Here is a 13,739-nt window from a genome sequence, read left to right as displayed (position 1 = left end):
GCGGGACGGGAGAATGGTCGCGTGACCACGACCTTCTACGACGAGATCGGCGGGGCGGAGACGATCCGCACCATCGTGCACCGCTTCTACGAGGGCGTGGCCACCGATGACGTCCTCCGCCCGATGTACCCGGAGGAGGACCTCGGCCCGGCCGAGGAGCGGTTCGCGTTGTTCCTCGTCCAGTACTGGGGCGGGCCGACGACGTACTCCGACACCCGGGGCCACCCGCGCCTGCGGATGCGGCACGCACCCTTCGCCGTGACGCCGGCCGCCGCCCAGCGGTGGCTGGTGCACTTCCGCGCCGGGCTGGATGCCGCCGAGCTGACCCCGGAGCAGGACGCCCGCTTCTGGGACTACGTCACCCACGCGGCGCAGTTCATGGTCAACACCATGGAGGACCCGGCCTGACGCCGGGGATCACCCGCTGACGAGCGCGCGGAGCTCGTCGGGCACCGGGGCCGGGCGACCGGTCGCGCTGTCGATGCACACCCCGACCACCCGGGCGCGGGCGAGGACCTCGTCGCCGTCGTGCACCACCGACTCGAACACCACCGAGGTGGTGCCGATCCGCGACACCCACGTACGGCAGTCGTACGGCTCGGCGCGGAACAGGATCGGGCGTCGGTAGTCGACGTCGGTCTGGGCCACGACGAGGTGGTAGCCGGCGCCGAGCTCGCGGCCCTGCGCGATCATCAGCTGGATGCGCGCCTCCTGGAAGTACTCGAAGTACTTCACGTTGTTGACGTGGCCGTAGACGTCGACGTCGGAGAAGCGCACGTGGACCGGGTAGTGCCCGCCGGGGACCTCGACCACCTCGGGCGGCCGCGTCGGGCGGACCGGCTCGTCCGGCTCCAGCAGCCGTCCCAGGGACTGCTGCTCCGCGTCGTTGAGCCGGCGCGGACGCTCGGTGGCGAAGACGTACGGCGTCAGCACCGTGCGGGCGCGGAGGAAGACGGTGCGCTCGCCGGCCTCGTCCTCGGCGAAGACCTCGTAGCCCATCGTGAAGCTCGCGGCGCGGATCTCGGTGACCCAGCACTCGATGGAGACGGGCTCGAAGGAGAACGTCAGCGAGGAGACGTAGGTGACCTCGTGCCGGACGACCACGACGCCCTCGGCCAGGTCCTCGCTGCGGCTGTCCGGGGCGTGGGTGCGGAACATGTCCACCCGCGCCTCCTGGAGGTAGTCGACGTAGGTGACGTTGTTGACGTGGCCCAGCAGGTCCAGGTCGGCCCATCGCAGCGGGCACTTGTACAGATGGCGCACGTCCCGATCGTCGCAGACGACCGGGCCGTGCCTCGGCGGTGCTCAGCCACCGGCTCGGCCCGGCCAACGCTGACCGGGCGGCGTCGATCAGCTGGCGAAGTGGAGGCGCCCGTAGTAGGTCGGGATCGACTCGTGGCGCGCCTGCCGGTCGCGGCGGGTCACCCGGAGGGTGGAGGGAAGCACGGCCGCGGCCATCGCGATCGCGGCGAGGGCGGCGATGCCGACGACGACGAGGAGGGTGACGACAGCAGTGGGGTCGATGAGCTGCATGGCGATTCCTTTCTACAGATGAAGAAGTTCTACGCATGTAGAAGACTACTCTTCTACATGCGTAGAGCAACCCCGGCGGGTAGTGTCCTGCGTCACCGATCGGACCGGACGGAGGACCCGTGAGCAGAGCCGACGAGGAGCTGACGCCGCGTCGCCGCGAGATCCTGGCGGCGGCCACGACCGTCCTCGCGCAGCAGGGCAACCGCGGGCTCACGCACCGTGCGGTGGACCGCGAGGCCGGCCTGCCCGAGGGCAGCAGCTCGGCCTACTACCGCTCCCGCAGTGCGCTCCTCGGCGCGCTCGGCGACTTCGTGGCCGATCGCCTCGCCGCCGACGTGGAGGCGCTCGGCGGGCGGCTCGCGACCTGCCCCGGCGACCACGAGCGTGCAGTGGCGGAGGTGTCGCGGCTGTTCTCCCGCTGGCTCGACCAGCCCGACCTGCTGGCCGCGCGGTTGGAGCTCACCGTCGCCGCGACGCGCGACCCGGAGCTGGCGCAACGGTTCGCCCTCTGGCGCGACGACCTCGTCGCCATGGTCGACGCGGTGCTCGCGGGCGCGGGCAAGGACGGTGGCGCCTCGGCCCAGACGCTGGTCGCTGCCCTCGACGGGGTGCTGCTGGCGTCCCTGCTGCTGCCCCCGCGGAGGCGGCGTACGTTCGTCGGCGAGAGCGTCGAGCAGCTGCTGAGCGGGCTGGGGCAGACCACGTCCTGACGGGGCACTAGTCTGCGAGGAGACAGTGACCGACGAGTAACCGGAGTTCTCCCATGCCCGAGGCAGTGATCGTTTCCGCAGCGCGCTCCCCCATCGGCCGCGCCAACAAGGGCTCGCTCAAGGACTTCCGTCCCGACGACCTGACGGCCCTCGTCGTCCAGGCCGCGCTCGACAAGATCCCCGCGCTCGACCCCACCACGATCGAGGACCTCCTCCTCGGCTGCGGCCTGCCCGGTGGCGAGTCCGGCAACAACATGGCCCGCGTGGTCACCACCCTGCTCGGCCTCGAGGTCCCCGGCGCCACCGTCACCCGCTACTGCTCCTCCTCGGTGCAGACGACCCGGATGGCCTTCCACGCCATCAAGGCCGGCGAGGGCGACATCTTCGTCTCCGCGGGCGTCGAGACCGTCTCGCGCTTCGCCAAGGGCACCTCCGACCACATCCCCGGCACCCGCAACCCGCTCTTCGAGGACGCCGAGGCGCGCACCGCCGAGTACGCCAAGGGCGGCAAGGACTGGACCGATCCCCGCGAGGACGGCCAGCTCCCTGACATCTACATCGCCATGGGCCAGACGGCCGAGAACGTCGCGCGGCTGCGCGGACTGGACCGCAAGGAGCTCGACGAGTTCGCGGTCCGCTCGCAGAACCTCGCCGAGAAGGCGATCGCCGACGGCTTCTGGGAGCGCGAGATCACCCCCGTCACGCTGGCCGACGGCACCGTCGTGACCCAGGACGACGGCCCCCGCGCCGGAGTGACGTACGACGCCATCTCGGCGCTCGACCCGGTCTTCCGCCCCGACGGCGTGGTCACCGCGGGCAACTGCTGCCCGCTCAACGACGGTGCTGCCGCCGTCGTGGTCATGTCCGACACCAAGGCCGCCGAGCTCGGTCTCACGCCGCTCGCCCGGATCGTGTCGACCGGGGTCTCCGGCCTCTCCCCCGAGATCATGGGCCTCGGCCCGGTCGAGGCGACGAAGAACGCGCTGAAGCACGCCGGCATGAGCATCGGCGACATCGACCTCGTCGAGATCAACGAGGCGTTCGCGGCCCAGGTCGTGCCGTCCTACCAGGACCTCGGCATCGACCTCGATCGGCTCAACGTGAACGGCGGCGCCATCGCGGTCGGCCACCCGTTCGGCATGACGGGCGCCCGCCTGCAGAACACGATGCTCAACAGCCTCGACTGGCACGACAAGTCGACCGGGCTCATCACCATGTGCGTCGGCGGCGGCCAGGGCATGGCGTTGATCCTCGAGCGGCTCTCCTGACACTAGGCTGCCCCCCATGACCACCCCGGGGGAACCGCGCTGGCTCAACGACGACCAGCAGCACTCGTGGCGTGCCCTGATGATGGGCATGACCCTGCTCGAGGAGCGGCTCGACGACGACCTGCGCCGTGAGTTCAGCATGTCGCTGACCGAGTACGAGGTGCTGGTCCGGCTCTCCGAGCGGCCGGGCCGCGCCATGCGGATGGCCCAGCTGGCCGACGCGATGGCACACTCGCGCAGCCGGGTCACGCACACCGTCGCTCGGATGGAGGCGGTCGGCTACGTCACCCGCGGCACGACCCCCGAGGACGGCCGCGGGGTCGTCGCCACGATGACCGAGAAGGGCTACGACCTGCTCGTGCGGGCCGCGCCGTGCCACGTCGAGAGCGTACGGCGCAACCTCGTCGACCTCGTCGCCGACGAGGACTTCGCTGCCGTCGGCCGGGTCTTCGACCGGGTGGCCGACCACCTCGTCACTCGCCACCCGGAGTCCGAGATCCGCTAGTCGCCGCTGCCGCTGGTCCACCACGGTATGCAGGCCAATGGGCGCCTGCCACGGTCAGTTGACCGTGGCAAGCGCCCATTCGGCGACGTACCGTGATGAACCGTCGGGGACGGGGGCTCGGTCAGTCGCGGGTCAGGCGGCGGTGCGTGACCCGGTGCGGGCGCGCCGCCTCGATGCCGAGGCGCTCGACCTTGTTCTCCTCGTAGGAGGCGAAGTTGCCCTCGAACCAGAACCACTTCGCCGGGTCCTCGTCATCGCCCTCCCAGGCGAGGATGTGGGTGGCCACGCGGTCGAGGAACCAGCGGTCGTGGGAGGTCACCACGGCACAGCCGGGGAAGTCGAGCAGGGCGTCCTCGAGCGAGGACAGGGTCTCCACGTCGAGGTCGTTGGTGGGCTCGTCGAGGAGCAGCAGGTTGCCGCCCATCTTCAGGGTGAGCGCGAGGTTGAGGCGGTTGCGCTCGCCACCGGACAGCACGCCGGCCTTCTTCTGCTGGTCGGGGCCCTTGAAGCCGAACGAGGCGACGTAGGCGCGGCTGTTCATCTCGAAGTTGGCGACCTTGATGAAGTCGAGGCCGTCGGAGACGACCTCCCAGACGTTCTTGTTCGGGTCGATGCCGCCGCGGCTCTGGTCGACGTAGGAGAGCTTCACGGTCTGTCCGACGGTGAGGCTGCCCTCGTCCGGCTCCTCGGAGCCGGTGATCATCCGGAACAGCGTGGTCTTGCCGACACCGTTGGGGCCGATCACGCCGACGATGCCCGCGCGGGGCAGCTTGAACGACAGGTCGTGCATGAGGGTGCGGCCCTCGAAGCCCTTCCCGAGCCCGTCGGCCTCCAGCACGATGTCGCCGAGGCGCGGGCCGGCCGGGATGTTGATCTCGGACGTGTCGATCTTGCGCATCCGGTCGGCCTCGGCCGCCATCTCCTCGTAGCGCGCGAGACGCGACTTGCTCTTGGCCTGGCGGGCCTTGGGGTTGGAGCGGACCCACTCCAGCTCCTTCTCGAGCATCTTGGCGCGCTTGGCGTCCTTCTGGCCCTCGACCTTGAGCCGGTCCTTCTTGGTCTCGAGGTAGGTGGAGTAGTTGCCTTCGTAGGGGTGGGCCTTGCCGCGGTCGAGCTCGAGGATCCACTGCGCGACGTTGTCGAGGAAGTACCGGTCGTGGGTGACGGCGAGGACGGCGCCGGGGTAGGAGGCGAGGTGGCCCTCGAGCCACTGCACCGACTCGGCGTCGAGGTGGTTGGTGGGCTCGTCGAGGAGCAGCAGGTCGGGCTGCTGGAGAAGCAGCTTGCACAGCGCCACGCGGCGGCGCTCGCCGCCGGAGAGGTTGTCGACCAGCACGTCCGGCGGCGGGCAGCGCAGCGCGTCCATGGCCTGGTCGAGACGGCTGTCGAGATCCCACGCGCCGGCGTTGTCGAGCTCGGTCTGGAGGTCGCCCGTCTCCTGCATCAGGGCGTCCTGGTCGGCGTCGGGGTCGCCCATCTCCATGTAGGCGTCCTCGAGGCGCTTCATCTTCGCCTTGAGGTCGCCCACGGCCTCCTCGACGTTCTCGAGGACCGTCTTGCCCTCGGTCAGCGGCGGCTCCTGCTGCAACATGCCGACGGTCGCCTCGGGGTCGAGGATCGCGTCGCCGTTGTTGGCGTGGTCGAGCTGCGCCATGATCTTGAGGAGCGAGGACTTGCCCGTGCCGTTGGGTCCGACGACGCCGATCTTGGCGCCGTGGAGGAACGAGAGGGTGACGTTGTCGAGGACGACCTTGTCACCGTGGGCCTTGCGCACGTTGCGCAGCGTGAAGACGTACTCAGCCATGCGGGCGAGCCTACGGGGAACCGCGGCCGGGCCGACAATCGCACCGGGACTCCCGGCCCGACTGCGACTGCCACCCCTCCCGGCCGCGGTCGCGCCCGCGGCTCAGGCGGCCTCGGCACCCGAGGGGACGGACGCCTCGACAGGGACCGGGTCGCGGACCTCGGTCGGGGCCTCGGTCGGCGCCTCGCTCGGCACCTCGGCCCGCACCGGCCGGGTGAGGACGGTCGTGCCGTGGGTGAGGTCGTGGCCGACCGCGCTCGCGACCACCTCGAACGACGTCTGGGGACGCCCGTCGCGCTCCCACACGTCGGCGACCAGCCGGCCGTGCACCACGACGGGCTCGCCGCTGGCGAGCGACTGGGCGACGTGGCCGGCCAGCCGGTTCCACGCCTTGACGGTGTGCCAGGTCGTGGTGCCCTTGACCCACTCCCCGTCGCGGAAGCGCGAAGGGGTGCAGGCGAGGCGGAACGAGGCGACCTGGCGCCCGTCGCCGAGGTCGCGGAGCGTGACGGGGCCGCCGATCCAGCCGGTCAGGGTGATCTGGGTGTCGTTCATCGCACGATGCCTCCTGTGGGGGCGGCGGAGGGTCCGCCGCGCTCCCCCAAGGCTCGACAGCGCGCCCGACAGTCCCGGCCGATGGTGGCCGGAGCCTGTGGACGACGCGGGTCCCGTCGTCCCTGTGGACGGAGCGCGGCCCGCGAACGCCTACTTCAGGGCTGCGGAGAGGCCGTCGCGGACCGCGGCGTACGACGCCAGCTCGGCCTTGATCGGCTCCACGACCACCTCGGCGGAGACCTCCGAGATCGCGTCGCGCAGCCGCTTGTCGGCGGCGCGGGCGCGAGACCTCGCGGTCATCGACACCAGCCAGCGGCACACGAGCGCGAGCAGCAGCCCGAGCCCGATCCCGCCGAGCAGCAGCAGCGTCGGGACGGGGAACGCGCCGACCTCAGGGGTTGGCGGCTCGGGGAGCCGGGCGTAGGAGCCGAGCGCGAGCAGGGCCAGCCAGCCGGCCCCGACCACGGCGGACAGGATGAGGAGGTACTGCAGGACCCGCACCAGGCCGGCCCAGAACGGGATCTTCGCCGCGCCGAGGTCGGTGGCCGCGACGGCGCGGTCGAGCCGGTCGTTGAGGTCGGGCAGGCGCGAGACCGAGGCCGCGCGCACCGCGCCGGCCCACGCCGGGGCCATCCCCTCACCGACCTGGTCCGCCAGCGCGCGCACCTCGCTGTCGATGCGGGCCCGCTGGACCCCGGTCGCCTGTGGCACGGAGGTGCGGGCGGTGCCGGTGAGCTCCTTGCCCGATGCCCCGAGGTCGAGGTGGAGCCGCTTGAGCGGGTCGGGACGCAGCCGCGAGAACCACGCCGTCACCGGCCACCCGGTGGCCCGGTTGGCGCGCATCCGGGTGGAGTCGGCCACCGCCTTCACCACGATCGGCACACCGGCCGCGTCGGCAAAGGCGTCGTCGAGCGCGGCGACGCGCTCCGGGGACAGCGTCGGGGCCGTGCCGCTGCCCACCTCCTCCTGCAGCCGCTGGGCGGCCGTGCGCAGGTCGGCCTCGAGCCGCGCGCGGGTGGCCTTCTTCTCCGCCACCCGCTTGACGATCAGCGAGCGGAGCTCGTCGATGCCCCAGCCGTGGCGGGCGCTGACAGGGAGCACCGGCACACCGGGCAGCCCGTCGGCCTCGAGCAGGCGGCGTACGTCGTCGACCATCGACTGGCGGCGGTCCTCGGGCACCGAGTCGATGTGGTTGAGCACCACCAGCATGACGTCGCGGTGCCCGGCCAGGGGCTTGAGGAAGCGGTCGTGGATCGCCGCATCGGCGTACTTCTGCGGGTCGAGGACCCAGACCAACATGTCGGCGAGCTGGACGAGGCGCTCCACCTCCAGGTGGTGGGAGACCTCGGTGGAGTCGTGGTCGGGGAGGTCGAGCAGCACTACACCGCGCATCTCGGCGTCCTCGTCGCCCTTGGACAGCATCGAGTCGCGGGTCACCTGGTGCCGGGCGGGGATGCCGAGCCACTCGAGCAGCTCCTCGGCGCCCTCCTTGCCCCACACGCACGCGGTCGCCCACGACGTGGTGGGGCGGCGTACGCCGACGGCGGCGAGCTCGAGCTCGGTCAGCGCGTTGAAGGTCGAGGACTTGCCGGAGCCCGTGGCGCCGGCGAGGGCGACGACCGTGTGGTCGGCGGAGAGCTTGAGGCGGCCCGCGGCGCGGGCGGCGACGGCGGTGGCGTCGTCGACGACGGCATCGTCCACGCGGCCGCGCGCGGCGGCCGCGGCCCGCTCGAGTCCGTCGACGCGGGCGCCGATGTCAGAGCTCCTGGTGACCAGCTTCTTGGCCCCTTCGAGCAACGACGTCATGACTCCCTCACGGCTCTGGCGGACATCTCGGGACTCAACCCTAGGGCTCGCTGTCCTCGACCACCGCACCCCGGGTGGTGTGCGTCGCGGCATACCGCAGATCGTCGACCTTCCGGGCCGCCGCCCGCATCCGCTCCGGAGCCTCCGGCGAGACCTCGAGGCTGTCGAGGAGGTCGGTGTAGCGGCGGCGCTCCGCATCGAGCAGCTCGCCCACCGACGCCTCCAGCCGCCGGCGGGCGCGGTCGGCCAGCGACCGCACCGCCTGGTCGCCGAAGACCGCCTCGAGCAGCTTCTGGCCGAGGACGGCGGACCCGCCGGCGATGCCGGCCTCGGCGCCGGTGACGCCGGCAGTGTGGGCGAAGACCACCACCATCAGCGCCACGGAGAGGCCGTTGACGCCGAACGCCAGGAACCGTGCGGTCGAGCGCTTGTCGGCGCCCTCGGTGCGGACCATCTCGAGCACGTCGGCCTGCCAGTCGCGCACGGCGCGCTCAGCCCGGCGACGGAAGTCGCGGGACGCGCGACCGAGGTCCTCCCCCGCGTCCTTGACCAGCACCTGACCGGCGGCCGTGCTGCGCCACGACGCCTCGGCGCGCTCGGCGGCGGCCTCCGCGTGCTCGAGGATCAGCGTCTCGAGGCCCGACTCGACCGCGACGGTGACGCGCTCGGCCTGCTGGGGCTTGCCCTTGATCGCGTTCACGACCTTGTCGCGGATCCAGCCGACCCGGGTCTCGAGCGACCGCAGCAGCTCGCCCGTGCCCACGAACTCCTGCCAGCGGGCGAGCACCTCGCCGCGCAGGAGGGTGCCGTCGGCCGAGGCCTCGCTGACGGCGGTGATGGCCCGGTCGTAGGCGTCGTTGGCGTCCTCGCGCAGGCGGCGTACGGCATCGGTCTGCTCCGTCGCGGCGTCCGCCACCGCGTGGGTACGACGTCCCAGGGTGCGGATGGCGCCGTCGAGGGTCTGCTGGACGACCGCGGCGCGCGCCTCCTGGTCGTCGGCGAGGGCCTGGAGCCACTGCCGGATCTCGATCACCGACTCGGAGGGCAGCAGGCCCATGTCGGAGACCGGGCCCTCCTCGACGGTGAACAGCGGGGAGTCCTTGAGGCCGCGGCTGGCGAGCATGCGGGCGAGGTGCGTGGAGATGGTGTCGACGGCCTCGGGCGGCGTGCGGTCGAGCACGATCGCGACGGCGGCCGAGCGCTCGGCGGCCTTGCGGAGGAAGTCCCACGGCACCTGGTCGGCGTAGCGCGCCGCGGAGGTGACGAAGAGCCAGAGGTCGGCTGCGGCGAGCAGCTGGGCGGCGAGCACCCGGTTGCGCTCCTCCACCGAGTCGATGTCGGGCGCGTCGAGGATCGCCAGGCCGGGGCTCATCGCGGGCGACGCGACCAGCTGCAGCGCCTCGGGGTCGTTGGTCTGGCGCGAGACGCGCTCGAGCTCGGGCAGCAGCCGGTCCTGGCCGAACCACTTCGCGTCGTCGGGGTGGTGGACCAGCACGGGCGAGCGGGTGGTGGGTCGCAGCACACCGGGCGTGGTGACGCGGGTGCCGACGATCGAGTTCACGAGCGTGGACTTGCCGGCCCCCGTGGAGCCGCCGACCACCGCGAGCAGCGGCGCGTCGAGGGTCATCAGGCGCGGGATGACGTAGTCCTCGAGCTGGTCGACCATCTCGGCGCGGGCCGCGCGCTGCTCGTCGGCGCCGGGGAGCTCCAGGGGCAGCCGCGCCTCCTGCAGCGCCCCGCGCAGGCGGACCAGCGCGGTCACCATCGCGGTGTTGTCGGTCATCGGGTGGGCACCACCTGTCCGGGGAAGGAGATGTAGGGACGGATGCGCCGCAGCTCCTCGACGTGTTCCTGCCCGCGGACGCTGAAGTCGTCGGGCGCGGTGCCACGGAGGTAGCGGTGGTGGAGGTAGCCGAGCTCGACGGCCGCTGCCTGGTAGGCGCGCATCGCGCGCTCGCCCTGCGGGCCGCCCTGGTGCCGGGCCCAGCGACGGGCGTGGCGTCGGGCCCGCAGGTCGACCAGCCAGGGGATGTCGGTGGCCGGGAGCAGCCCACGGTCCGCGGCGTCCTGGAGGGCCTCACCGAGGAGGGGTCGCTCCGATCGGCGCCGGTAGACCGCGAAGGCGACCACGCCGAGGAACGCCGGGAACATCATCGTCCCGTAGACCACGAAGAAGTGACCGGTGCCCGACAGGGTCGAGGAGTTCCAGAAGCCGTGCAGCGCCGCGGCGATGACGAATCCGACGACCGGAGCGAGCACACGCACCGCGACCCGGCGCGAGGCGATGGCGAGGCCCACCCCGATGCCGATGAAGACCGTGAAGAAGGGGTGCGCGAACGGGCTGATCAGGCACCGCAGGATGAAGGTGCCGGTGAGCGCCGTAGTCCCTCCGGGGCCGATGCCGTCGGTGCCGTCGTAGGCGGCGGCGAGGTAGAGGATGTTCTCGGTGAACGCGAAGCCGATGCCGACCATGCCGGCGTAGACGATGCCGTCGAGGACGCCGTCGAGCTCGTGGCGGCGCCACCACAGCAGCAGGAGGAGGAAGAAGCCCTTCGTGGCCTCCTCGGTCACCGGGGCGAGGACCGACAGGCTGTCGCGCTCGCTCGCGCCGCCTGCCATGCCGATCCCCTGGAAGACCAGGGCGGCCGCCGTGGCGACGAAGGCGCCCCACAGCAGGCCCGCGACGAGGAGGTTGCGCGGCTCCGGCTCGTAGCGGTCGAGCCACATGAAGCAGCCCACGAGCGGACCGACGGGCACGGCGGCGAGCAGGGCCGCGAGTGCCAGCGAACCAGGGGCTCCCGACAGGCCGACGACGAGCGCCATCGCGATCCCGCCGAGCAGGACCAGCACGCCCACCACGACGGTGAAGGCAACACTGTCGCGGCGGCCTCGGTGCATGATCCCGACCCTAACGGAGCAGGGGCCCCGGGGCCCCTCCGCCGCACCCCTCTGGGGGTGGCCCGTCTGCCTCGTGCGCGTGCGCGCGAGCGTCGTACAGTGGCCGCGTGAGCGAGCCCACTGCGGAGAACCCTGCCGAGAACCCTGCCGAGAGCGCTGCCGACCAGCCGAGGACCGAGTCGCACGACCCCGCCGTCCCGGCCGCCTACGCCGCGTTCATGCGCGAGGGCTGGGGCAACCGCGACCTCGAGCTGCCGCGCCACCCGGTGGCCGACTGGGCGGCCGCTCGCCGCGCGAGGCTGGCCGAGGCGTTCCCCGGCGAGCGGCTGGTGCTCCCCGCCGGGACCTACAAGGTGCGGGCCAACGACACCGACTACCGCTTCCGCCCCGACACCGCGCACACCTATTTCACCGGCAACCAGACCTCCGACGCGGTGCTGGTGGTCGAGGACGGCGAGTCCGTCCTGTACGCCCGGCCGCGGTCGGAGCGTGACACCGACGAGTTCTTCCGCGACCGCCAGTACGGCGAGCTGTGGGCCGGACGGCGTCCCTCGGCCCAGGAGATCTCCGACTCCCTGGGCATCGAGGTGCGCCACGTGAAGGACCTGCCGTCCTTCGACGACGACCGCAAGACCCGCGACATCACCACCGACGAGGACCTGGCCCGCGTCGCCGACGAGCTGCGGCTGGTCAAGGACGAGTGGGAGGTCGGCGAGCTGCAGGAGGCCTGCGACATCACCACCCTCGGCTTCGAGGACTCGGTCCGCGAGTGGGACCGGGTGCGGGAGTTCGGCGAGCGCTGGATCGAGGGCACGTTCTTCCGCCGCGCACGGGCGATGGGCAACGACATCGGCTACGACTCGATCTGCGCGGGCGGCTCCCACGCCACCACGCTGCACTGGATCGACAACACCGGCGCGATCGAGCCCGGCAAGCTCGTGCTGCTCGACATGGGCGTGGAGGGCCACAACCTCTACACCGCCGACGTGACCCGCACCCTCCCCGTCGACGGGACCTTCACGCCTCTCCAGCGCGACCTCTACGACCTCGTGCACCAGGCGCAGCAGGCCGGGATCGACGCCGTACGCCCCGGCGCGGCCTTCCTCGCCGCGCACCACGCCGCGATGGACGTGCTCGCCCACGGCCTCGCGGACATGGGCCTGCTCCCGGTGCCCGCCGAGGAGGCCCTCGACCCCGAGTCGAAGGTCTACGCCCGCTGGACCCTGCACGGCACCTCGCACATGCTCGGCATGGACGTCCACGACTGCGGTCGCGCGTCGACCGACATCTACCCCAAGGGCGACCTCGCCGAGGGCATGGTGCTCACCGTCGAGCCGGGCCTCTACTTCCAGGAGGACGACCTGCTCGTCCCCGAGGAGCTGCGCGGCATCGGCATCCGGATCGAGGACGACATCCTCGTCACCGCCGACGGCAACCGGAACCTGTCGGCGTCGCTCCCCCGTTCGTCGGCCGACGTGGAGGAGTGGATGGGCTCCCGCATCGGTGGCTGACCCGGCGCCGACACCCAGCCTGCGGGTCGTCGACGGGCTGCCGCGCTGCCACCACTACGACGCCTTCCGCTGCCGCTCCTGCACGCTCCTCGGGGTCGCCCGCGAGCAGCAGCTCGCCGACAACGAGGCGCACGCGCGCTCGCTCGTCGACGCCCCGGTGTGGCTGCCGACCGTCGCCGGCCCGGACGTGGGCTTCCGCAACAAGGCGAAGATGGCCGTCGGCGGGACGGTCGACGCGCCGACGCTGGGCATCCTCGACCGCGACCTCGCCGGGATCGACCTGCACGACTGCGGCCTGCACTCCGACGGCCTCCGGGCGGCCCTCGGCGTGATCGCCTCCTGGATCAGCAGCGCCGCCCTGGTGCCGTACGACGTCGCGGCGCGGCGCGGCGAGCTCAAGCACGTCCTGCTGACCGAGTCACCGGACGGCGAGCTGATGCTGCGGCTGGTGATGCGGTCGACGGCGCTGGAGGCGAAGGTCCGCTCGCGCCTGCCAGCGCTCCTGGACGCCTTGCCGGCTCTGCGCGTGGTGACCCTCAACGTCCAGCCCGAGCACAAGGCGGTGCTCGAGGGCGAGCGGGAGATCGTGCTCACGCCGGAGTCGACGATGCCGATGCGGCTCGCCACAGGCGTGACGCTGGCGCTGGGACCGCGGTCGTTCTTCCAGACCAACACACCTGTCGCCGAGGCGCTCTACGAGCAGGCGCGGGCGTGGGTCGACGACCTGATCGACGTGCGGACGGTGTGGGACCTCTACTGCGGGGTCGGCGGGTTCGCGCTGCACCTCACCGGCCCGGACCGCGAGGTCGTGGGGGTCGAGGCGTCGGCCGAGGCGATCGAGGCGGCGCGAGCCACCGGGGCTGCGGGTGTCGCCTTCGTCGCGGCCGACGCCACGCAGTGGGCGCTCGAGCAGCCGACCGTCCCCGACCTCGTCGTGGTCAACCCGCCGCGACGCGGCATCGGACCCGGGCTGTCCACCTGGCTGGAGGAGTCGGGCGTGCGGCACGTCGTCTACTCCTCGTGCAACGCCGAGTCGCTCGCCAGGGACCTCGCCGCGATGCCGTCGCTGCGCCCGGTGCAGGCCCGGGTGCTCGACATGTTCCCGCACACCACCCACTACGAGGTGATGGTGCTGCTGTCGCGCTGAGG

General features: G+C 72.1%; 13 protein-coding genes. 6 read left to right on the top strand and 7 right to left on the bottom strand.

The annotated features are described in order from the left end of the window. The first annotated feature begins 21 nt into the window (after nucleotides 1-21). Complete coding sequence (locus Q9S36_RS30810; RefSeq protein ID WP_311288646.1) at nucleotides 22-408, top strand: globin; 387 nt, start codon at nucleotides 22-24, stop codon at nucleotides 406-408. A 9-nt stretch (nucleotides 409-417) separates the two neighbouring features. Here Q9S36_RS30810 and Q9S36_RS30805 read toward each other — a convergent pair whose 3' ends face one another. Both Q9S36_RS30805 and Q9S36_RS30800 read right to left on the bottom strand, forming a co-directional pair. After that, nucleotides 418-1,263: a thioesterase family protein gene (locus Q9S36_RS30805; protein ID WP_311288645.1), complete on the bottom strand. Its 846-nt coding sequence runs from the start codon at nucleotides 1,261-1,263 to the stop codon at nucleotides 418-420. A gap of 87 nt (nucleotides 1,264-1,350) precedes the next feature. Then, entirely contained in the window at nucleotides 1,351-1,533 is a 183-nt protein-coding gene (locus Q9S36_RS30800; protein WP_311288644.1) for a hypothetical protein, read from the bottom strand. A 119-nt stretch (nucleotides 1,534-1,652) separates the two neighbouring features. On the opposite strand from Q9S36_RS30800, the gene Q9S36_RS30795 reads away from it, so the two are divergent. Genes Q9S36_RS30795 through Q9S36_RS30785 form a run of 3 tightly spaced genes read left to right on the top strand, consistent with a single transcriptional unit; the run spans nucleotide 1,653 to nucleotide 4,016 of the window. Next, nucleotides 1,653-2,243 carry a TetR family transcriptional regulator C-terminal domain-containing protein gene (locus Q9S36_RS30795; RefSeq protein ID WP_311288643.1) on the top strand — a complete coding sequence of 197 codons (591 nt, stop codon included), beginning with the start codon at nucleotides 1,653-1,655 and terminating at the stop codon, nucleotides 2,241-2,243. A gap of 53 nt (nucleotides 2,244-2,296) precedes the next feature. Beyond that, nucleotides 2,297-3,511 (top strand): acetyl-CoA C-acetyltransferase, encoded by a 1,215-nt coding sequence (locus tag Q9S36_RS30790; protein ID WP_311288642.1) that lies wholly within the window; start codon nucleotides 2,297-2,299, stop codon nucleotides 3,509-3,511. A gap of 16 nt (nucleotides 3,512-3,527) precedes the next feature. After that, nucleotides 3,528-4,016, top strand: a complete 489-nt coding sequence (locus tag Q9S36_RS30785; RefSeq protein ID WP_311288641.1) for a MarR family winged helix-turn-helix transcriptional regulator — start codon at nucleotides 3,528-3,530, stop codon at nucleotides 4,014-4,016. A 121-nt stretch (nucleotides 4,017-4,137) separates the two neighbouring features. On the opposite strand, the gene ettA is transcribed toward Q9S36_RS30785, so the two are convergent. From ettA to Q9S36_RS30760, 5 genes are all read right to left on the bottom strand, one after another. Beyond that, nucleotides 4,138-5,820, bottom strand: a complete 1,683-nt coding sequence (ettA, locus tag Q9S36_RS30780; protein ID WP_311288640.1) for an energy-dependent translational throttle protein EttA — start codon at nucleotides 5,818-5,820, stop codon at nucleotides 4,138-4,140. A 102-nt stretch (nucleotides 5,821-5,922) separates the two neighbouring features. Next, nucleotides 5,923-6,375, bottom strand: a complete 453-nt coding sequence (gene ssb / locus Q9S36_RS30775; RefSeq protein ID WP_311288639.1) for a single-stranded DNA-binding protein — start codon at nucleotides 6,373-6,375, stop codon at nucleotides 5,923-5,925. Nucleotides 6,376-6,525: 150 nt separating this feature from the next. Beyond that, nucleotides 6,526-8,181, bottom strand: coding sequence for a YfjP family GTPase (locus Q9S36_RS30770; RefSeq protein WP_311288638.1), 1,656 nt, complete (start codon nucleotides 8,179-8,181; stop codon nucleotides 6,526-6,528). Between the two features lie 40 nt (nucleotides 8,182-8,221). Continuing rightward, nucleotides 8,222-9,964, bottom strand: a complete 1,743-nt coding sequence (locus Q9S36_RS30765) for a GTPase domain-containing protein (protein WP_311288637.1) — start codon at nucleotides 9,962-9,964, stop codon at nucleotides 8,222-8,224. Further along, a complete protein-coding gene (locus Q9S36_RS30760) occupies nucleotides 9,961-11,079 on the bottom strand; it encodes a PrsW family intramembrane metalloprotease (RefSeq protein ID WP_311288636.1) in 1,119 nt (372 codons plus the stop codon). The genes Q9S36_RS30765 and Q9S36_RS30760 overlap by 4 nt, the downstream gene beginning before the upstream one ends. Before the next feature lie 107 nt (nucleotides 11,080-11,186). Between Q9S36_RS30760 and Q9S36_RS30755 the strand changes: the two genes are divergently transcribed. Together Q9S36_RS30755 and rlmC are read left to right on the top strand one after the other, a co-directional pair. Further along, on the top strand, nucleotides 11,187-12,590 hold the full coding sequence (locus tag Q9S36_RS30755) for an aminopeptidase P family protein (protein ID WP_311288635.1): 1,404 nt from the start codon (nucleotides 11,187-11,189) through the stop codon (nucleotides 12,588-12,590). Beyond that, nucleotides 12,583-13,737 (top strand): 23S rRNA (uracil(747)-C(5))-methyltransferase RlmC, encoded by a 1,155-nt coding sequence (rlmC, locus tag Q9S36_RS30750; protein ID WP_311288634.1) that lies wholly within the window; start codon nucleotides 12,583-12,585, stop codon nucleotides 13,735-13,737. The genes Q9S36_RS30755 and rlmC overlap by 8 nt, the downstream gene beginning before the upstream one ends. Nucleotides 13,738-13,739 lie beyond the last annotated feature (2 nt).

Source organism: Microbacterium sp. ARD31, from assembly GCF_031844425.1.
This window is presented reverse-complemented; position numbering and strand designations above follow the sequence as displayed.